The organism is Paenibacillus apiarius (genome assembly GCF_017052585.1).
GTDB lineage: Bacteria > Bacillota > Bacilli > Paenibacillales > Paenibacillaceae > Paenibacillus_B > Paenibacillus_B apiarius.
The window spans coordinates 5,300,040-5,319,076 of sequence record NZ_JAFFHZ010000001.1 but is presented as its reverse complement, the minus strand read 5'-3'; the positions used below and the strand labels follow the sequence as shown (position 1 = coordinate 5,319,076).

Annotated in this window: 20 protein-coding genes and 1 pseudogene; 9 read left to right on the top strand and 12 right to left on the bottom strand. The window is 49.7% G+C overall.

Annotated elements, in window-relative coordinates; genetic code table 11:
* The first annotated feature begins 2 nt into the window (after positions 1 to 2).
* Positions 3 to 1,084, top strand: a pseudogene (locus JSQ80_RS23550) (oleate hydratase).
* Between the two features lie 82 nt (positions 1,085 to 1,166).
* Here the strand turns inward: JSQ80_RS23550 and JSQ80_RS23545 are convergent.
* The gene (locus tag JSQ80_RS23545; protein ID WP_206096916.1) at positions 1,167 to 1,745 is read right to left on the bottom strand and encodes a helix-turn-helix domain-containing protein; all 579 of its coding nucleotides are present in this window, start codon (positions 1,743 to 1,745) and stop codon (positions 1,167 to 1,169) included.
* Between the two features lie 151 nt (positions 1,746 to 1,896).
* Between JSQ80_RS23545 and JSQ80_RS23540 the strand changes: the two genes are divergently transcribed.
* Positions 1,897 to 2,607: an AzlC family ABC transporter permease gene (locus JSQ80_RS23540; protein WP_206096915.1), complete on the top strand. Its 711-nt coding sequence runs from the start codon at positions 1,897 to 1,899 to the stop codon at positions 2,605 to 2,607.
* Entirely contained in the window at positions 2,604 to 2,921 is a 318-nt protein-coding gene (locus JSQ80_RS23535; protein WP_206096914.1) for an AzlD domain-containing protein, read from the top strand. Before JSQ80_RS23540 ends, JSQ80_RS23535 begins: the two co-directional genes overlap by 4 nt.
* A gap of 149 nt (positions 2,922 to 3,070) precedes the next feature.
* Here JSQ80_RS23535 and JSQ80_RS23530 read toward each other — a convergent pair whose 3' ends face one another.
* The 6 genes from JSQ80_RS23530 to JSQ80_RS23510 all read right to left on the bottom strand — a co-directional run bounded on the left by JSQ80_RS23530 (position 3,071) and on the right by JSQ80_RS23510 (position 9,371).
* The gene (locus tag JSQ80_RS23530) at positions 3,071 to 4,810 is read right to left on the bottom strand and encodes an ABC transporter ATP-binding protein (protein WP_206096913.1); all 1,740 of its coding nucleotides are present in this window, start codon (positions 4,808 to 4,810) and stop codon (positions 3,071 to 3,073) included.
* Positions 4,803 to 6,575 carry an ABC transporter ATP-binding protein gene (locus JSQ80_RS23525; RefSeq protein WP_206096912.1) on the bottom strand — a complete coding sequence of 591 codons (1,773 nt, stop codon included), beginning with the start codon at positions 6,573 to 6,575 and terminating at the stop codon, positions 4,803 to 4,805. The genes JSQ80_RS23530 and JSQ80_RS23525 overlap by 8 nt, the downstream gene beginning before the upstream one ends.
* A 4-nt stretch (positions 6,576 to 6,579) precedes the next feature.
* Positions 6,580 to 7,044: an ABC transporter substrate-binding protein gene (locus JSQ80_RS29845; RefSeq protein ID WP_336245854.1), complete on the bottom strand. Its 465-nt coding sequence runs from the start codon at positions 7,042 to 7,044 to the stop codon at positions 6,580 to 6,582.
* Complete coding sequence (locus JSQ80_RS29840; RefSeq protein WP_336245811.1) at positions 6,989 to 7,468, bottom strand: ABC transporter substrate-binding protein; 480 nt, start codon at positions 7,466 to 7,468, stop codon at positions 6,989 to 6,991. The genes JSQ80_RS29845 and JSQ80_RS29840 overlap by 56 nt, the downstream gene beginning before the upstream one ends.
* 174 nt (positions 7,469 to 7,642) lie before the next feature.
* The gene (gene fur, locus JSQ80_RS23515; protein ID WP_272491151.1) at positions 7,643 to 8,131 is read right to left on the bottom strand and encodes a ferric iron uptake transcriptional regulator; all 489 of its coding nucleotides are present in this window, start codon (positions 8,129 to 8,131) and stop codon (positions 7,643 to 7,645) included.
* Between the two features lie 211 nt (positions 8,132 to 8,342).
* Positions 8,343 to 9,371: an ABC transporter substrate-binding protein gene (locus tag JSQ80_RS23510; RefSeq protein ID WP_206096911.1), complete on the bottom strand. Its 1,029-nt coding sequence runs from the start codon at positions 9,369 to 9,371 to the stop codon at positions 8,343 to 8,345.
* A gap of 626 nt (positions 9,372 to 9,997) precedes the next feature.
* On the opposite strand from JSQ80_RS23510, the gene JSQ80_RS23505 reads away from it, so the two are divergent.
* The 4 genes from JSQ80_RS23505 (at position 9,998) to JSQ80_RS23490 (ending at position 12,452) form a co-directional block, all read left to right on the top strand.
* A complete protein-coding gene (locus JSQ80_RS23505) occupies positions 9,998 to 11,287 on the top strand; it encodes a helix-turn-helix domain-containing protein (RefSeq protein ID WP_206096910.1) in 1,290 nt (429 codons plus the stop codon).
* A gap of 15 nt (positions 11,288 to 11,302) precedes the next feature.
* A complete protein-coding gene (locus JSQ80_RS23500) occupies positions 11,303 to 11,443 on the top strand; it encodes a hypothetical protein (protein ID WP_206096909.1) in 141 nt (46 codons plus the stop codon).
* 200 nt (positions 11,444 to 11,643) lie between these two features.
* Positions 11,644 to 11,925, top strand: coding sequence for an aspartyl-phosphate phosphatase Spo0E family protein (locus JSQ80_RS23495; protein ID WP_240463785.1), 282 nt, complete (start codon positions 11,644 to 11,646; stop codon positions 11,923 to 11,925).
* 371 nt (positions 11,926 to 12,296) lie between these two features.
* Positions 12,297 to 12,452 carry a DUF1540 domain-containing protein gene (locus tag JSQ80_RS23490; RefSeq protein ID WP_206096908.1) on the top strand — a complete coding sequence of 52 codons (156 nt, stop codon included), beginning with the start codon at positions 12,297 to 12,299 and terminating at the stop codon, positions 12,450 to 12,452.
* Between the two features lie 106 nt (positions 12,453 to 12,558).
* Here the strand turns inward: JSQ80_RS23490 and JSQ80_RS23485 are convergent, their stop codons facing one another.
* From JSQ80_RS23485 to JSQ80_RS23470, 4 genes are all read right to left on the bottom strand, one after another.
* Positions 12,559 to 13,311, bottom strand: a complete 753-nt coding sequence (locus tag JSQ80_RS23485; RefSeq protein WP_206096907.1) for an amino acid ABC transporter ATP-binding protein — start codon at positions 13,309 to 13,311, stop codon at positions 12,559 to 12,561.
* A 10-nt stretch (positions 13,312 to 13,321) separates the two neighbouring features.
* On the bottom strand, positions 13,322 to 13,987 hold the full coding sequence (locus JSQ80_RS23480; RefSeq protein ID WP_206096906.1) for an ABC transporter permease subunit: 666 nt from the start codon (positions 13,985 to 13,987) through the stop codon (positions 13,322 to 13,324).
* Between the two features lie 14 nt (positions 13,988 to 14,001).
* Positions 14,002 to 14,841 (bottom strand): amino acid ABC transporter substrate-binding protein, encoded by an 840-nt coding sequence (locus JSQ80_RS23475; protein WP_206096905.1) that lies wholly within the window; start codon positions 14,839 to 14,841, stop codon positions 14,002 to 14,004.
* 492 nt (positions 14,842 to 15,333) lie between these two features.
* Positions 15,334 to 15,804, bottom strand: a complete 471-nt coding sequence (locus tag JSQ80_RS23470; RefSeq protein ID WP_206096904.1) for a 2-thiouracil desulfurase family protein — start codon at positions 15,802 to 15,804, stop codon at positions 15,334 to 15,336.
* A gap of 304 nt (positions 15,805 to 16,108) precedes the next feature.
* Between JSQ80_RS23470 and JSQ80_RS23465 the strand changes: the two genes are divergently transcribed.
* On the top strand, positions 16,109 to 16,276 hold the full coding sequence (locus JSQ80_RS23465) for a hypothetical protein (protein ID WP_206096903.1): 168 nt from the start codon (positions 16,109 to 16,111) through the stop codon (positions 16,274 to 16,276).
* Positions 16,277 to 16,447: 171 nt separating this feature from the next.
* Positions 16,448 to 16,996 carry a stage II sporulation protein M gene (locus JSQ80_RS23460; RefSeq protein ID WP_206096902.1) on the top strand — a complete coding sequence of 183 codons (549 nt, stop codon included), beginning with the start codon at positions 16,448 to 16,450 and terminating at the stop codon, positions 16,994 to 16,996.
* A gap of 218 nt (positions 16,997 to 17,214) precedes the next feature.
* On the opposite strand, the gene JSQ80_RS23455 is transcribed toward JSQ80_RS23460, so the two are convergent.
* Complete coding sequence (locus JSQ80_RS23455; protein ID WP_206096901.1) at positions 17,215 to 18,954, bottom strand: dipeptide ABC transporter ATP-binding protein; 1,740 nt, start codon at positions 18,952 to 18,954, stop codon at positions 17,215 to 17,217.
* Between the last annotated feature and the right edge of the window lie 83 nt (positions 18,955 to 19,037).

Sequence of the window (19,037 nt, the reverse complement as noted above, 5' to 3'; positions counted from 1 at the left end):
TTATGTGGGCGACTACGTTCGCATTCCAGCCTTGGCATAGCGTAGTAGAGCTCAAACGGTATATGATTCGCTTCATGCATGAATTCCCAAGAATCCAGACGCTTGAAGGGGTAACGAGAACTCCTTACAATCTACATGATTCGCTTACGCTTCCGATACAGAAATATTTAACGGAACATGGCGTCGATTTTAATATGAAATGCACGGTAACCGATCTTGATTTCAAAGATTCAAGCGATATTACCGTAACGAAGATTCATTATGTAAAAGAAGGCGCGGCAGGAACCATCGAGCTCAATGAAGGAGACCTGGTTATCGTCACGAATGGATCGATGACGGAAGGCTACAGCCTCGGTTCGATGACCAAGGCCCCAAGCTTAAACGGCAAAGGCAGCTCTTGGAAGCTGTGGGACCGGATCGCCGCCAAAAAGCCCGGATTGGGCAATCCTTCTTCCTTCGACGATAACATCGAGGGTTCGAAGTGGGAGTCCTTCACCGTAACATGCCAGGATTCAAGATTCTTCGACCTGATGGAAGCCTTCTCCCGCAACAAGGCAGGAACAGGCTCTTTGGTGACCTTTAAAGAGTCCAGTTGGCTGATGTCGATTGTTCTGGCGATCAACCTCACTTCCGCAACCAGCCGGAGCATGTCAAGGTGTTCTGGGGCTACGGCCTCTTCCCGGACAATACCGGCGACTACGTGAAGAAAAAAATGTCTGAATGTACCGGCGAGGAAATACTGACAGAGCTTCTGCAGCATCTTAAATTCGATAAAGACATGGACGCGATTATTCAGTCCGCCAATTGCATCCCTTGCATGATGCCGTATATCACGGCCCAATTCATGCCGCGCGCGGTCGGCGACCGGCCTCAGGTCGTTCCGCAGGGCTCGACGAATCTGGCATTCGTCGGACAATTCTGCAAAGTTCCGGACGATGTCGTATTTACCGAAGAATACTCGGTCAGAGCCGCAAGAATCGCCGTGTATACGCTATTGGGCATCAAGAAGCCGATCGCTCCCATCAATCAATATCAATATGACGTAAGAACTCTGTTGAATGGACTCGTCACTTCGTTCCGCTGAGCAGTATTTTGTGAAATGAAAGGCACCATCCCTGCCCTTGGCGATCTTGTATTTGGAGCATCAAGGGCATTTGTGCATCATGTCAAATGGAAGTCTTATTGGTGGATACATTGGAATAGAGAATCGATACCGATATCTCGCACACTTCTTCCAAGTTGTTTTTGTAGATGTGACCCATGTCCGCGGAGAAGGAAATCGCGTCTCCTTTTCCAAGCGTGCTTGTCTCCGGTCCGATTTCGATCGTCAGCGTCCCCGCAAACACGGTGACGGATTCGATCACCCCGAGCCCATGCGGCTCTGATTGATAAGAGCAGCCCGGGAGCAATCGAGCGCGGAACGTTTCCAGCGATATGCCAGGCGCTGCGTATGTATTGTAGGCCTCGAACCGCTTGTTGTCTTCCCGGAATTGGGGCTGGTCCTCTGCGCGGACGACCTTTAAGGAAGGATTCTCGAAGATGAATGCGGTTAAAGGAACTTGAAGCCCGGAAGCAATCTTCCACAGGGTGGCGACGGTCGGATTGGAGCTGCCTCTTTCAATCTGTCCGAGCATCGGCTTGCTGACGCCGGTGAGCTCGGCCAAGTCGTCCAAAGTCATATTCAATTGCTGCCGATAATGGCGCAAACGCTTGCCGATACGGTCAGAGATTAAGTCCTTTTCCATAATTACCTCCATGGCTAGCATAATGTGACCAAAATTAAACACTTTACATAAAAAATGATTAAATTTCGACGAAATATCAGTTGACCGCCACAATAGATATGCTATATTATATCTCGGGAGTTATTATAGCATATTAGAGGAGCAATCGAGGATGGACGGTTTTGTATCATCTACAATAACAAAAGAAATTCCATTGCGAAACGGTTTTATGAAAGCCATATCCGATGTGTTGCCGCTTGCGCTTGGCGTATTCACTTATGGGCTTGCATTTGGCGCGCTGGCGAACAATGCCAATCATTTTACATGGTTGGAAACCGTATCGATGTCTCTGTTTGTGTTTGCCGGAGCGGGACAATTTACGATTCTGTCTTTGCTTCAGCAGGATGCCACACTATGGACGATTGCAATCAGCACTTTTCTCATTAACGCTCGATATATTATATATGGATTATCGCTTGGCCGCGATCTCGCCCCGATGCATCGCGGGCATCTGATCTGGTTGTCGTATGGCATTACGGATGAAAGCTATAGCGTCGGCACGATGCAGGCGAGGCAAGGGAAGCTGGGCCTTGGATATATGGCCGGTGCCGGCTTGGTCGTGCTGCTGGCATGGGTGCTGAGCGCTGCGATCGGATATCAGCTGGGAGGGTATATTGCAGACCCGGCCCGCTTCGGACTGGACTTCGCCTTTACAGCGGCGTTTCTCGGACTGCTTATCGCCATGCTGAAGCATCGCAGTCATTTCTTGGCTGCCGGGCTGGCCGTAATCGCATCCGTTGCCGCCTACCAATGGTTCGGGACATCCGGGGCTGTTTTTGCCGGAGCTGCGGCCGCGTTTGCTGTAGGAGTGTACTCGAAATGACCTCCAACACTATCTTTATCGTCATCTGCGTGGCCGCGGCCGCGACGTATCTGACCCGCTACCCGAGCATGGCGCTCAGCCGGTATATCAAAGTATCGCCGCGAATTGAACAAGGCTTCCGTTACGTGCCTATCGGCGTATTTGCCGCATTAGTGGCGCCCGCCATCTTCTACCATCCCATGGTGGAAGGAAAGATTGAATGGGCTTTTTACGTGGCTGTGGCCGTCGCGAGCCTGACCGCTTGGTTCGCCAAGAGCCCGATGTGGGCAATGATTGCAGGCGTATTGATTATTGCGCTGCTGCGGTTGATATAATGACGCATTCCTCGCGGAATGCGCTTTTTTTGTGTGTTCTCTGTGCCCCGCTTGCTTCATAATGGCGGCTTCAACGTATCCGGCAACTATGCCGCGAAAAATAAAAAGAGAGCTTTTCAACCGTGGTTGAAAAGCTCTCAGAAGCGGTTCTATGAGATTCTTCCACCCTTGATTCTCCATCCCCCAAGCCGCTGTTGCTCCTGCCACAGCCTGCTGTACAAGCCGCCTTTTGCCAGCAGCTCCTCATGCTTGCCTGCTTCCGCAATTCGGCCTTGATCCACGACCAAGATCCGGTCTGCGCAGCGGATTGTCTTCAGACGATGGGCGATAACAAGCACTGTCTTATCGTAAGCCAGCTTGGCTATAGCCTGCTGCAGGTACGCCTCGTTTTCCGGATCGAGCGAAGCGGTCGCTTCGTCAAGGATGACGATCGGCGCATTCTTCAGGATGGCCCGGGCGATGGATATGCGCTGCTTCTCCCCTCCGGACAGCGCCGCTCCTCCCTCTCCTGCCACCGTATCGTAGCCTTGCGGCAGCTGTTCAATGAACTCGTGGCAGTGCGCCGCCTTAGCCGCTTTCACCACCTCTTCATGTGATGCTCCCGGCTGCCCCATCCGAATATTGCTTGCGATCGTTTCATTGAATAGGTAAGGCTGCTGCTGTACGGTGCTGACCATAGCGAGCAGTACTTCGCTGCGCATGTCTCTCACATCGACGCCCCCGATTCGCACGGCTCCGCCCGCTACATCCCAGAACCTCGACACCAAGCCTGCTATTGTCGATTTGCCTGCGCCTGACGGGCCCACGAGGGCAACCAGATCGCGCTCCGGCACTCTGAAATCAATCCCTTGCAAAACTTCCTTCTCCCCATACCGAAAACGCACATCGCAAAACTCGATCTCGAAGGAAACGGGGAGTTGCGGCCGTTCAGGCTCTGCCAGTGGAGCTTCGGCAAATATGCCGCGTATGCGATCTCCCGCCGAAGCCATATAACGCATCTGTGTCAAAGCCGCGCCAGCCGACCGCAGCGGCTGATAGAACTTCATGCTGACGACCAAGAAGATGAGGAAGGAAGCCGTATCCAGCACGCCCCCTTCCAGCAAATAACAACCGGCCAGCAGCAGAAACACAAATCCAAGCTCCAAGACGATGGAGAACAGCATGACAACCGGAGACGTCATCGCCTCCACCCGAATGCTGTCGTCCCGCAGCCGGGCCATGGCGTTATCCAGCCGTGAGAAGCGCTGTCCCGTCTGATTGTTGGCTTTGATTAACCGAATCGTCTGCACGTATTCGAGCAACCGTGCATGCACGGCGGCAGCGGCTTCCTGCCGCTGCTTGCTCCGCCGGTTCATCAGACTCTGGGACCAATACAGGAGAGGCAGCGCCAGCGGCACGGATACGAGTACGGCAATCGCCAGCCGCCAATCGACGACCAGCAGGAACGCCGCGCTGACGACGGGCAGGATGATTGAGCCGATGACCTGATTGAACAAATGGGTCAGTATCATTTCCACTTCATCTACATTGGCCAGCAGCGTGTGGCTGATGTCTCCTTGATCCCGGCGGGCGAAGAACCCCATCGGCAGCTTCCGCAAATGCTCGCCCAGCCGCAGACGCACATCCTTCATAATCGAAGCGCCTTTGCTCTGCGCTTCGATCTGGCCGAGACTGGAGAACAAGGCTTGTATGGCGAACAAACCAATTAGTATGAGCGTCCACCACAAAATCTGTTCTGGCGATGCCTGCCCCTGAACCAGGGATGCCAGTACGGCAAACAATAGACCGGCGGGAGCGGCGTTCGCAATCATTTCCAGCACCGTATACAGAGTCGCCCGTGATAACAGCCCTTCGGAGCGTCCCGTTATAAAGCGGATGGTGTTAAACATCGGACTCCTCCTTTCCTTCCAGCGACCATTCCCCGGCATCCCGGTGAGCTCGCCACATCCCCGCATACAATGGACAACTGTGAAGCAGCTCTTCATGCGTTCCTATTCCGGCTGCTCGCCCGCCGTCAAACACGACGATGCGGTCCGCGTCCATAATCGTAGATAGCCGGTGCGCGATTACGACAACTGTCTTCCCATGCATCAGCCTGCTTAACGCATCCTGAATCTTGGCCTCGTTCTCCGCATCAGCAAAAGCGAAGGCTTCATCCAAAATCAAGACTGGCGCGTTCTTCAAAATGGCGCGGGCGATGGCAAGACGCTGCCGCTCTCCTCCGCTTAGTGGAACGCCGCCTTCGCCAATTTGCGTATGGTAGCCTTCCGGCAGCGCGGTGATGAACTCATGCGCTTGGGCCGCTTGCGCGGCGCGGATCATTTCGCGCTCGCTGGCTTCCTCCTTGCCCATCCGCAAATTGGCCGCTACGGTGTCGCTGACGATGGGAACATCCTGAAAGACAAATGATATGAGGTCCATCAGATGCTCCGGCGGTATGGAACGGAGATCGAAGCCTCCCAAGCGAATTTCTCCAGCCGCAGGGTCGAAGAAACGGGCGATCAACTGAGCAGCCGTAGACTTCCCCGCACCGGACGGACCGACAAAAGCGGTAACCGTGCCATCCTCAGCCGTCAGATCGATTCCTTTCAGCACCTCCCGCTCTCCATAGGCGAATCGAACCTGGCGGAATTCAATCTGAAACCGTTGCGGCCTGTTGACCTCAGCAGGCGAAGGGGCGGATTGCTCCTCTTCGGACAGCACCGCCTCTATCCGGCGGACGCCTTCCAGATTGTTCTGCATCATATGGCCCAATGTTGATATTTGCCTAAGCGGCGCCGTCAGTCCGACGCCAAGCAGCAGGAACAGCAGCAGAACCGGGAATGTGATCGAGCCTTGCCCGCACAACCAGACGCCGGCAGGCATAATGAACAGCAGCCCCGATTCCAATAACAGCTGAAACAACGTATAAAGCAGCGTTTTCTTGCGTGCGATTTCCGTCCATAAGCTCGCGTAGCTCTCTACCGAATGGCGATAGCGGGCGAACGAATGCACCGTTTGATTGTACGACTTGATGACTGGCATGGCATGCACGAATTCGACAATGGCGCCGTTCATCGCTTCCGACAGGTCGTGCATTCGTTGCATATCATCGCTTCTGCGCCCTCTGGCTGACATGAGCCCCTGTATGGCGAACGCGGCGGGCAACGGCAGCAGCGAAGCGATTGCCAGACGCCAATCGACAGCGAACAAGTAGGCTGCCGTCAGAAGCGGCGCAACGATTGACGCCGTCAAATCCGGCAGATGATGCACGATGAACGATTCGATGCGCTCGACATCGTCGGCAATCACTTTGTTGAGCCGTCCGGAGTTCTGCCCGCCAAAAAAACCGAGCGGCAGCTTCCCCAGCTTCTCGATCAGACGAACACGCAAGTCGTACAGCACATGAAACGCAGCGGCATGCGCAAGCATCGTCGAAGCCCCCATCAGGGCGAAGCGCAGCAATACAGCTATGCACGCAATCAGAATGAGCTGCTGGATCACTGCCGCATCAACGGGTGGATGGAGAAGCCCTTCCGCCATCCGATATACGATGATAAAAGGGATTAGCGCAAATACGGCGCTGGCCGCAGAGCACAGGCATGACCATATGAGCTTGCCGCGCTGCTTGCCTGCCAGCCGGATCATAAATGACAATGATTTTGACCGTGCCATCACCCTATTTCCCCATTGCATTCATGATTTCTTCGATGCCGTCGATTTTGGCAAGCGCCATCGGTCCGGGCAGCGAAGGATCTTCCAAGAAGTACACGCGGTTTTGAATCACTGCATTCATGCTGTTCCACACCTTGCTATCCTTAAAGGCCTCCTTGACGCCACCTTGAATCGGACTCTGCCAATTGTTAATGACAAAGAGATGATCGGGATTCAACGCAGCCAAGCTTTCCAGCGACAATTGCCCATCCGCATCAGCACCATCCACCGGCTTAAGTCCGAGTCCCTTGTAGAAAGGATCGAAGCGGCCGTCGTTCCAGGTCACAAACTGTTCCTTTCCTCTGTACATGACAAACATGACGGACTCCTTACTGCGAAACGCAAGCTTTTCTTTATATTCAGCGGATTTGCGGTCAAATTCGGCAAGCACGCTTTTCGCCTTTTCCTCTTTGCCCATCACCTCGGCAATTTGCTCCAGCGTCTTCCGCCAATCTCCCGCTTGCGGGAAGATGACGGTCGGGGCGATTAACCTCCATGCCGAGATCCAACATTTCTTTCCCCGCCACGCGCTTGCTTAGACTTGGGAAATTGTGCATAATGGTTTCGACTCCTTGCGCCGCAATCGGATATTCGTCCAAAACGGCCATATAATCGACAAATGAGATATAGGGCGTCGCGATTTTAAGCGGTCGCGCTTCAATAACGGTCTCGCCCTTCAAATGTTTGATTGTCCGCGGAAACGCCGAAGCGGTCGCACTGTCCCTTTCATCCGTTGAGATCGGCTTCGTCTCCCCTTCCTTGACTGCATGGCCCGAGTCAGTTCCGGCACATCCGACTATGCTCCATAACATGGACACGACAACTAATAACGTAAACACTTTTCTTTCTCTCATGTTCTTTCCATTCCCCTTTTCTAGTATCGGTCGCTTCATCATACAATGCAGATGATTCGAGCTTCTACCAGTAGGCGGAATACGTTGCGGTTAGCCGGAATATATCTTTACGCAAAAAAAACCACTGGAGAAAAACTCCAGTGGCATCGCCAAATCCAGTACCCTGTTGAATCGTTAGGATACGGCCTGACATTTCTTCGCGGATGATTTTTTGCAGACGTTATTTTTGCAGGTATGATATCTGCCTATGAAATCAAGACGATGGTCCGTTACTTTAAAACCGAATTCGCGTTCGATTCGCTCTTCGAGCTCCAACAGCCAGTCATCCTGAATCTCTTCCACCGCTCCGCACTCCGAGCAAATCATATGATGATGCATATGTTCATGGTCATCTCCGCGCAGGTCGAAGCGAACCACTCCGTCGCCGAAATTCATCTTCTCTACGATATGAAGCTCGGACAATAGCTCCAATGATCGATACACGGTTGCAAGTCCGATTTCGGGATATTTATCCTTCACCAGCATGAATACTTCCTCGGCGCTCAAATGATCGCTTTCGTGCTCCAGCAACACTCGAACTACCGCTTCACGCTGAGAGGTCAGCTTGTAATTTTTGTTGATCAATTGCTGATTAATCTTTTCAAGTCGCTCTGTCATCGTCATAGTTGTCTACACCTCCCAAGTTGTCCTTTATCGCAAAATTCTAAATTAGAATTATTTTAATTTAATTATATTCATAGTTTAATCAAAACCATAAAAATAATCAATAGCATTCAATGGCCCGCAATAAATATAAAACGAAAAGAAAGCTCTCCAACATCGGTTGAAAAGCTTTCCCTATCGGTTTCCTTATTACTGCCAGTACCGAATCACGTTACTTCACAAGCATCTTGACGACATCATCGATCTGCATCATTTTTGCCGTTACTGCCGTTGTCTGCCAGTGAGAACGTTCTACCTTATAGACATGTCCGTTTTTCACGGCCGGAAGGTTCTTCCACAATGGATTGCTCTCTAATTCATTGATTGCCTCCACATTATAATCCGTCGTCCAGTCCCCGTTCGAAGGGAAAATAAAAATATGATCCGCATCGAGCTCGGGGATGATCTCGAGCGACAACTTGGCATGATAATCTGTCATGTCTGCAGCTAGCTTATGTGGCGCCAGGCCAAGATCCGTATACAAGGTTGGACCGATAAAGCCTTTATTGGCGCTAAACAGAGCCAATGATTTATCTTTGCCGCTTTGCCGTATTACGGCTACGGTTTCTTCACCAACCGCTTTTTGCAGCGTTGCTTTGGCTTCCTCCGCTTTTTGTTCGTACTGTGCCAGAACTTCCTTGGCTTTCTCGGGGGCGCCGAGCAAATCGCCAATCGTTTCAAGCGTTTTCCGCATATTTTGATTGACATCGCCCGGCAGCCAGTACGTCGGCGCAATTTTGGAATACTTCTCATACTTGGCCGCATCCGGATCTCCAGGAAGGATAATCAAATCAGGGTTTACCTCCAACATGGCCTCAATGCTGCCATCCATATCGAACAACGGCACGTCCAGCTTAAGATACTCCTGCGTGCCCCACGTATGCGTGTACCATTGCACGACTGGCTTGTGGCCCAATGCGACGACATAGTCCTCCAAGTAAAGAGCCGCCACACGCTGCGGATTGACCGGAACCTCCACTTCGCCGAACGCATCTTTCACTATCCGAGTGTCGGTTGAGTGCTGGTCGCTTGCCTTTGTTCCTGCGGACGGCTTGCCCGCGCTTTGCTGCACCTTCCCTTTGTTTTCCTGCTGTGCCGCTTGTCCAACCGGCTCCCCTTGCGCTCCGCAACCAGTCAGACCCATCATCATCATAAGCAATGCGGCCATCCAAATGGCCATCATCCGACGTGACCTTCCCATAAACCGATCCACTCCCATGCATGCTGTAAATGTAGCGAACAGAGAGCATATTTAGATATAATGATTCTCATTCTCATTCATTCGCTCAAGACTATTGTAGCCTACATCATTTGCAGCTAACAATGTATATACTCGGGTCATTTCTTATACAAACTCGTGCTAAAAATTTTAGCAATAAAATAAGAGGCCTTATTCCTTCCGCCCTTACTCTACATAATAAGTTTGTCTGGACGGCAACTCCAAACAACATGAGCGCCGGCGTCTTTTCCAGCGCTTAACCAATACCCAACGACCTGAGGCTGGAGACAGAACGGCAGCTTCCTGCCTCCTCATCCGGAAGCCCGACAACTTTGCACTTATAAACAGCAAGAGAGCGCTTGTACTGCTTCTGAATGAAAGGGAGAGTGAAGCAAAGGTTGGAACGGACATGCTTTCTCCGGGTGAAAGACAAGCGGCGGTTCAAGGCAAAGGCGGCAGTTTCCAACGCCGGTTTCACCCGACATGGTTCAACACAAAATATCTCCAAATTGCGAGAGTTTTTCCATAACAAGTATTTACATCCCCAATCTTTAATGGTAATATTAGGGAAACAAACGAACTTTTTATATTAATCGGAAGGTGATGGTATGGAATCAAACCTGAATGTGCTGCTGCACACAACCATCGGCGACCTTATCCGACAGCATAGAGAAGAAGCGAATTTATCGCTGAGCCAATTGGCGCATCAATCAGGAGTCGATAAGGCTGGGATATCCAGAATCGAACGTGGTGAAACCAAGCGTCCGGAATTAAGAACCGTTCAATTGCTGGCCGACGTGCTTGGTATACCATACGAAGTATACGTGAGCCACTATATTGATGTGGAGCAGCGCCCTGACGTATTGCATGATATGTTGATGGAAGCTATTCGACTAGCTAATATTTCGCTTGCCGCCAAAGTTGCGCTTCGGTTCCTTGAATCCCCTCACAAGGACAGCTATGACCTTATCGAGCAATTATTTCAAACGGCAATTAACACCACGGACTCTGAAATGAAGCTGGCCTTGCTGAATCATATCATTGATTTCTCCCGAAACCACGGTATCCAAACGTATTTTGCCAAAGGAATTTTACATAAGTACTTAATGGATCGCGATGACTTTAGCAAGCTCGATTCTACCTATCATACGGGAAAAAACATCATTCAATACGATAATTTCCTATCTCACGAAGAAAAGATACTGCTTTACTATAAGCTTGGCGTACATGCCTATGTGTTAAGGCAGTATAAAGAATGCTCTGAATTATGCGAACATGTGATTCGCAATGACAATAGAGACAGTTGCTTTAAAGCGGAAGCTTTTTTTGCCTTATGCAATTCATACTACTACTTAGGTGACTATACACGTGCCAAATATTATTTGGAGGAATACAGCAAGTTCTCATTCCCCAATGTAGCCGAAAACGTCAGGTTCATGACGGGATCCATAAACGGAAAGACTGGAAATACGGATTTGGCAGTTGCCCAGCTCGAAAGCTTTCTTGAGCACTCTTCCGACTTCAATATTATTTATATCGTTACAACACTGTTTGAATTGTATCTTGAGAAGAAAGATTATTCTGGAATTGAAAACCTGCTCTGCTTCGAGGAAAGAATTTCACAAGTCAATATTAGAACACCGTTTAAGAGATACATCTATGCGTATTTCTATAGGCTCAAGGGTGATTATTTGATGCATAGGCAAGCAACGGCAGTTGCTTTTGAATGCTACATAAAAAGTGCCTGTGAATATATGGAGCTGAGTATGCATACCCAGGCATTTGAATGCTTGGGCTTCATTACTAACACAGCTATAGAGAATGGGAGCATCGAATTATATAAAGATGTTCTCCAAAAAATGAACAGCATGTATTCTATGCTGAGCAAACCTAACTAGGGGAGGTAGATTAGCATGAAAGGGATTCGTATTCATTTATCCATTTTGGCGGTTGCTGTATTGCTTTTCGCGGCACCTGTCACAACCAACGAAGAGGGTAAGACGGGGCAAGCAGTCATGTTTACAGGCGGGGAACCTTCGTGGCAAGTCCGTTAGCACCGGACAAGTTGTTTTCTTCATCTTTCGATAATATGACATAAATTCCCATGGAACGCTACGAAAAATAGCGTTCTTTTTTTTGTAATTTTTGTTGTTTTATTCCTTTTTCCCCCAAAAGTCGTCAACAGGGTTTACACTAGATTTAGAGATGGGATAATCCATTCCATCCAACCCCTTTTTGGGAGGTGATTGCTTTTTTGATACATAAGCACGGCCCCAAAGAAAACAAGCAGATGCGCTCGGAAGATGAATTGTTGCAAAAAATCGAGGACAAGCGCAATCAGCTATTGAGTGCAACGTTATATGGCAAGTGTCTTACGGATGAGGATATCGTCCAATTAAGCCAGGAATTGGACATTTACATTGTGAGATTCCAACAACAAATGGATCTGCAACGCAAAAAACATTCCCTCTCATACAAAGGAGTTACGCAAAACGAGGGAATGATCCATGCTTTTGCAGGAGTGCACGGAATGTAGTCCTACCCCAGGTTGATTTTCACCGCTCAGCATCTATCCGAAGATACAGCAGCACTGCTCCCAAAAAAACACATTTGACTGTACATTTCCAATGGCACTCGCTGCGGAAACCGAGTGCCGTTTTGTCCCTTTGCCCACTCTCCCCATGATTCAGATTGCGTGGCGCGGAGATTGAAATCCTATTGATTTTTTAAATTGATTTTTAAAGATTGCTAAAATTCTGTGCGCTTGCTATAATTAGACATGAAAACTATCGGCAACGCAAAAAACCTCTTTTATTCAAAGAGGTTGATTTATTTACTGTTGTTTAAGAGCGACCTTAAACAACCAGGTTCCTTTTTGTGTTGCCATCAAAAAGGAGATGTTCTATTATGGCCAAAGATGTACTGTGTGAAGTCAATTCTTGCCGTTTCTGGGCTGACCAGAACAAGTGCACAGCAGCTTCGATTCTCATTGCTATCAATGAGAACAAGAACAAAGCAACTAACGCTCTTGAAACGGACTGCCAAACATTTGAAGTGAAATAAGCCTTTTTTAAAGAAGGAACTCTAGCCGGTTCCTTCTTCTTTTTTTTATATTATAGCAGTAATGATTATTATTATCAAGCTATGAAATGAGTTTAGTTTTGCATATTCATTGCCATACCCAGTTCAACCGATTCAAAAACTGCTTCGTCCTCTCCTGCGCCGGATAATCGAATATTTGCTCCGGCGTGCCTTCCTCGACCACAACACCTTGATCCATGAAGACGACCCGGTCGGAGATACTGCGCGCGAACTGCATTTCGTGCGTGACGACGACCATCGTCATCCCTTCTTGTTTCAACTCCGCCATAACTTTGAGCACTTCGCCTACGATTTCCGGGTCGAGCGCGGAGGTCGGCTCATCGAACAGCAGCACGTCCGGCCCCATCGCCAGCGCCCGCGCGATGCCGACCCGCTGCTGTTGACCGCCGGACAACTGGTACGGATACGAGTCCGCCTTATCGGATAGCCCGACCTTGTCCAATAACTTGAGCGCTGTCGCACGCGCTTCCGACTTCGTTCGCCGTTGCACCGTGACGAGTCCCTCCATCACATTGTGCAGCGCAGTCATATGCGGGAACAAATGATGCGATTGAAACACCATCCCGGTGTGCAAGCGCAGCTCCATCAAGGATTGTCGTTTGAACGATTGTCCTGCTTGGAAATGAAGCTGGGCGCCGCCAATGCGAATCTTGCCACTCGTTGGCTGCTCAAGCAGGTTCAGACAGCGGAGAAGCGTTGTTTTCCCTGATCCCGAAGGCCCGATAATGACGACCGCTTCGCCTTTCTCTACACGTAAACTAATATCTTTCAAGACCGATACGTTTCCGAAATTTTTACTCACATTTCTAATTTCGATCATTCGGCTTCTCCTATCGAACAACGTAACGTTCAAAATATTTCTCTACACGCACTTGCAGCGCCGACAATATCGTGCTGAAAAACAAATATACCAGCGCTACTTCGCAGTAAATAAGCATATGCTCGTATGTGGACGCCGCTATCTGCTGCGCGCGCTGAAACATTTCAGTCACCGTAATCGTCGCGGCAAGCGACGTATCCTTCACCAAGCTGATGAACGAATTCGATAACGGCGGTACGGACACTCTTGCCGCTTGCGGCAAGATGATACGGCGCAAAATCTGGGTGCGCGTCATGCCAAGCGAGTCCGCGGCTTCCCACTGTCCTTGCGGGATCGACTGAATGGCGGCGCGGATTACTTCCGAATTGTACGCACCGACGCTCAATGAGAACCCGATAACCGCGGCCGGGAACGCTCCAATCGTAATGCCAAGACTCGGCAAACCATAGAAAATAATAAATAACTGCACGAGCAGCGGCGTCCCCCGAATAACCCATACGTAAAATCTGGCTATCCAAACGAAGGGCTTCACATTCGACAACCGGACTAAGGCCGTTAACAAAGCAAGCGCAAGACCAATGACGAATGAAATGAGCGTAAGCGGGACTGCGAACAACAACCCGGCTTTAAGCAGCGGCCATAGCGAATCTATAAACAGATCTATATATTTATCCACCAGCTATCACCCGGCTACTTCGAAATATCGGCATTAAAATATTTTTGCGATATTTTCAAGTATGTGCCATCAGCCTGCATATCTGCCAACGCCTTGTTGATTGCATCGACAAATTCTTGATTTCCTTTGCGAATCAGGATCCCGCTTCTGGAAGCGTCCGGATGCTCATCGACAACCTTCACTTTCGCCTTCGGGCGGTGTTTTTTGAAATCCAGGTAGGATAGGCCGTCGTTAACCGTCACATCGATACGTTTCGATACGAGCAATTCAATCGCTTGGTTAAAGCCATCGGTCTGCACAATTTCCGCGCCGTTCTCTTTCGCTAGTTCGGTCAAGTTGGACGTGAGCGATTGTCCGGCTTTTTTTCCTTCCATATCGGCAAATTTCTTCACGTCATGATTGTCCTCGTGAACCATCAATACCGCTTTAGAGACACTGTACGGATCAGAGAAATCGTATTTCTCTTTGCGATCGTCACGAATCGCCACTTGATTCACCACGATATCGAAGCGTTTTGCATCCAGTCCGGCGAACATGCCGTCCCACTTCGCTTCGTGGAACTCCGGTGTCACGCCTAAACGCTTTGCGACCTCTTGGGCAATCTCAACATCGAAGCCTGTCAGCTTGCCGCCTTCGTCATGATACGTAAACGGAGGGTAGGTGCCTTCTGTACCGATTCGAATTTTGCCGTTTGCTTTGATTTCTTCCAATAAATTTGCGGCTTCTGCCGAAGCGGCTCCCGATGTCGCAGCCGATTCGCCTGCTCCAGTCTTCGCATTCCCGCTCTTGCCGCCGCAGGCGGCTAATGCGACTACAAGCGTTGCTAACAGTAAGGTTAAAGCTGTCTTTTTCATACGGTACATCCCCCTTGAAGCTCGTTATACAACTGCCTTCACTCCGTTGTTCGAGTGGCTTGCGCGGCCGGTGTGAACGATTATTGTTTCAGATGATATCACGGTTTACAGCGCTATACAATACTTTTTTAAATTATTCCGATATGATAACTCGTCTTTAGACTATATTAGCCAGTCATATAACAAAAAAGACAAATTCCCAAGAGAGAACTTGTCTTTAAGATCGTATAACATGTCAGGAATCACCCTATCTTCCAACAAAGAGCAACTTGAGAGGAAACCGCCTTAGCAACACACGATCCAACTGCAGTTATACATCTGCCTAGCCCTATCACTCGCCATTTAGGATGCTTGACTTCAAAAGTGCAGTTCATTTTCACGGAAGCTCACAAATAATGGCAACATCTTGGATTTGAACTGCACAATTTCATTTCAAAGGCCAAAACCGCCAGGTTTCCGCAACAATAACTGTACAAATGCATTTTGCCTCCTCTAAAGGTCCTTGTTCTTCAACATTTCTTCGAACTCCGTTTCCGACACCACCGTATAGCCATGCCTGCGCAGCAGCGCAGCCGTAACGCCTTCACCAGGAATGCGCTGATTAGAGAAACTCCCGTCATATACCATGCGGCTGCCGCAGGAAGGGCTGTATTCCTTCAGCACGATCATGGCGGCCTTCATATCGTTCGCCATCTCCAGCGTCTTATAGGCGCCCTTTACATACAACTCCGTCACGTCGCTGCCCGAACGCTCGACAATTTTACTTGCTCCGTCGAGAACATCTTCTCCCGTTCCGCCGACGATTTCGGCAGGCTCCCGCGGTGTCGAGAATCCTCCAAGCAGTTCCGGGCATACGATGACGGCTTTATTTTGCTCGACTAGCTGTTGTATTTCCTTGCGCAGGCTGTGTGTGCCGTTATACCGGCATTCAATCCCTGCCAAGCACGAACTGACGATGATCATATAGCTACTCCCCTAACATCGGCATGAAATCTATTTCAATTATACATGAAACCAGCCGGTTGGAATGAAAGTGTCCCAAATACACGCAAGAGCCCAAGCTAAAGGATTGATTTTACATTTACGAAGTGATAATATTCAATTAAACATAGTTTTAAACATTGTTTAATCACTGCTATGCCTCGCCTTCCTTTGAGATATTCGAATCTATGAAACTATGGAACTTCGTTTGATTTTCAGATTTTCACGAACCAAAAGGACAAATCCGAAATATAGTAATCCCAGCAAGACAAGAGGAGGTGATATCATGGCAGTATTTAAAATCGCTTCTATTTTGGGAATCGACCTTGCAGAGGCTCAGACAGTTCTGGAAGGAATCCTTAACGGCGTAGTGCCTCCAGCCCTCGAACCTGTCAAAGATCTGATTCTGTTCCTTGTCGACGCTGGCTTGAGCAACATCGCCGTTGTGCTGTAACGCTGAAATTGTACAAGCACGAGGCGCATCCGTTATCGGGTGCGCCTCTCCCTGCCGCATCGGCGCACGCTAGCTCGGGCAGACTTCTCTGTGTCCGAATCTAGCACGCAGGCACGCTTTCCTTCATATGATGTACTAGATTCGATCAGGACAGCGGAGGGAGGGATTGATTTGCTGACATTTTGGAAAGCGGTTTGGCAAGAAGAGAAGAAGCTTTTCTTGGCAGCCGCCCTATGGTTATTCGGAGGCATTGCGCTCAGTCTGTTGATTGGGAACCAGATCCATGTAGATAAAGCGAATCTTGTGACCGGGTTCGATTACGAATGGCACCAGATTGCGTTGAACAATATCGGAGCAGGGCTGCTCATCGCAGGAAGCGGGATACTATTGTCCGTTCCGGCTATGCTGTTAACGCTGTTCAACGGCTTCATGCTGGGCTACCTCGTCATGTTGGCAGCCTCGCATTATTCTGCGGCGGAGATCATCGCGGCGTTGGCGCCCCACGGCATCTTCGAGCTGCCGGCCATCCTATTGGCCTGTTCCATAGGCTTGAAGCCCATAAGCTGGCTCATTCGTTACGTGCGCACCAAGCAGGCTGTATCATGGAAGAAGGAAGGCCGCGCCATTGCGGCGCTGCTTGGCTTGATGATCGCATTGTTTACCGTTGCGAGCTTGATAGAGACGCACGTATCGCCTGTCACGATGAGCTGGTTCAAATAGAACCGGGATCTGCCACCGCAGGTTGAATGGTGAACGGCAGACTGGAGCAGATGAAGAGCCGTATGGAATATGCATCCCTCGGCTCTTAGATTGCTCGCATTACTTACATACATGATGGCAACTCGTACAGCAAGTTTTCACTTTGGCAGCAACGCTTTTATCATATAAAAATAATAGCCGGCTCCCGCACAGGAACCAGCTTCATCTTGTACTTCCGCTCATCCAGCAGGCACGGCCACCCAATGTCCGCTAGACACTTCCACAAGCTCGGATTGCTCCAACTTATACTTGTCGGCTGCGGACTGTTCTTCCATCAACACCCTCTTCTTTTTCGATTCGATAGCGGGATCCGGAACCGGAATGGCCGCCAATAATGACTTCGTATAGTCGTGCTGCGGGTTGGAATAGAGCTCTTCGCTTTCCGCAAGCTCGACAATTTTCCCCATATACATCACCGCCACGCGGTCGCTGATATGCTTGACCATGGACAGATCATGGGCAATAAACAGGTACGTGAGACCAAGACGGTGCTGAAGCTCCTCCAGCAGCTTGACAATCTGGGCCTGAATCGACACATCAAGCGCGGATAGAGGCTCATCGCAGACAATAAATTTCGGTTCCACGGCAAGCGCCCGCGCAATGCCGATTCGCTGCCGCTGCCCTCCGGAGAACTCATGCGGGTACCGCAGCGCATAAGCGGGATCTAGCCCCACCATATCAAGCAGCTCCTCGACCCGCTTCTTCCGCTCCTGCTTGCTGCCGGTCAACCGGTGAATATCGAGCGCTTCACCGATAATATCGAGCACTTTGTACCGCGGATTAAGCGATGCATATGGATCCTGGAAGATCATCTGCATATAGCGGCGCATCGTCTTCATCTCCTGTGCGGACAACCGGTTAACCGCCATGCCTTGGTAGAGAACATCGCCTCCCGTCGGCTCGTGCAGACGCAGAATGGCCCGCCCTGTCGTTGATTTCCCACAGCCCGATTCCCCGACGACTCCGAGAGTCTCACCTTCATTGATATGGAAGCTGATGTTATTAACAGCCTTAAGCACATTCCCTTTTCCCATATCAAAATACTGCTTGAGCGATCTGACCTCCAGCAGCGGCCGTTCGTAATCCGAGCCCGTTGCGATGAGTGGCGCCGGCTTCTGTTTCTTCTTCTCGTTCAGACGCGGAAGCGCATGTAATAGTTTTAATGTATACGGATGCTTCGGACTCGCGAAAATGTCTTCCGTTGTTCCCGTTTCTACCACGGCCCCGTCTTTCATCACGACAACGCGGTCGCACATGCCGGCCACGACGCCCAAGTCATGCGTTATTAAAATAATGGAAGTGCCGAATCGCTCCTGCATTTTTTTCATTACATTTAAAATCTGAGCCTGGATGGTCACATCGAGCGCCGTGGTAGGTTCATCCGCAATGAGTAAAGCAGGACGGCAAGCCAATGCGATGGCAATCATGACGCGTTGGCGCATACCGCCGGAAAATTCATGGGGATATTGGTTATAACGCATTTCACTATTTCGAATGCCTACCAATTTCAGCATTTCAATCGCCTGTTCTTTTGCCGCCTGAGGCGGCAATTTTTGATGCTTAATCAAGCTTTCGGCGATTTGCTTGCCAATTTTAATCGTGGGATTCAAGGATGTCATTGGATCTTGAAAAATCATGCCCATATCGCGGCCGCGAATGCTCTCCATTTCCTTATCCGTGTAATGAGCCACATTCTTTCCGAGGAATATGACTTCCCCTTCTTTCATATAGGATAGGGAAGAAGAAAACAAACGCATAATCGAACGAGCTGTCACGCTCTTTCCGCTGCCTGATTCTCCCACGATTCCTAGCGTCTCTCCCTTTTTCACATCAAAGCTTACGTCCCGAACCGCTTGAACTTCTTTATTGCGAGACTGAAAAGTTACAGACAAATTTTTCACCTGAAGGATATGCTCCATTCCGTTCACCTGCCTATTTACCCGGATTTCTAGCTTCTCAACATTTCTTGACAAAACCTTAAAATAAAATATACTATATCCAT

Excerpts from the sequence above, each read along its gene's own strand:
- JSQ80_RS23545 (WP_206096916.1), bottom strand. The coding sequence starts at position 1,745 with ATGGAAAAGGACTTAATCTCTGACCGTATCGGCAAGCGTTTGCGCCAT.
- JSQ80_RS23540 (WP_206096915.1), top strand. The coding sequence starts at position 1,897 with ATGGACGGTTTTGTATCATCTACAATAACAAAAGAAATTCCATTGCGA.
- JSQ80_RS23535 (WP_206096914.1), top strand. The coding sequence starts at position 2,604 with ATGACCTCCAACACTATCTTTATCGTCATCTGCGTGGCCGCGGCCGCG.
- JSQ80_RS23530 (WP_206096913.1), bottom strand. The coding sequence starts at position 4,810 with ATGTTTAACACCATCCGCTTTATAACGGGACGCTCCGAAGGGCTGTTA.
- JSQ80_RS23525 (WP_206096912.1), bottom strand. The coding sequence starts at position 6,575 with ATGGCACGGTCAAAATCATTGTCATTTATGATCCGGCTGGCAGGCAAG.
- JSQ80_RS29840 (WP_336245811.1), bottom strand. The coding sequence starts at position 7,468 with ATGAGAGAAAGAAAAGTGTTTACGTTATTAGTTGTCGTGTCCATGTTA.
- fur (WP_272491151.1), bottom strand. The coding sequence starts at position 8,131 with ATGACGATGACAGAGCGACTTGAAAAGATTAATCAGCAATTGATCAAC.
- JSQ80_RS23510 (WP_206096911.1), bottom strand. The coding sequence starts at position 9,371 with ATGGGAAGGTCACGTCGGATGATGGCCATTTGGATGGCCGCATTGCTT.
- JSQ80_RS23505 (WP_206096910.1), top strand. The coding sequence starts at position 9,998 with ATGGAATCAAACCTGAATGTGCTGCTGCACACAACCATCGGCGACCTT.
- JSQ80_RS23500 (WP_206096909.1), top strand. The coding sequence starts at position 11,303 with ATGAAAGGGATTCGTATTCATTTATCCATTTTGGCGGTTGCTGTATTG.
- JSQ80_RS23490 (WP_206096908.1), top strand. The coding sequence starts at position 12,297 with ATGGCCAAAGATGTACTGTGTGAAGTCAATTCTTGCCGTTTCTGGGCT.
- JSQ80_RS23485 (WP_206096907.1), bottom strand. The coding sequence starts at position 13,311 with ATGATCGAAATTAGAAATGTGAGTAAAAATTTCGGAAACGTATCGGTC.
- JSQ80_RS23475 (WP_206096905.1), bottom strand. The coding sequence starts at position 14,841 with ATGAAAAAGACAGCTTTAACCTTACTGTTAGCAACGCTTGTAGTCGCA.
- JSQ80_RS23470 (WP_206096904.1), bottom strand. The coding sequence starts at position 15,804 with ATGATCATCGTCAGTTCGTGCTTGGCAGGGATTGAATGCCGGTATAAC.
- JSQ80_RS23465 (WP_206096903.1), top strand. The coding sequence starts at position 16,109 with ATGGCAGTATTTAAAATCGCTTCTATTTTGGGAATCGACCTTGCAGAG.
- JSQ80_RS23455 (WP_206096901.1), bottom strand. The coding sequence starts at position 18,954 with ATGGAGCATATCCTTCAGGTGAAAAATTTGTCTGTAACTTTTCAGTCT.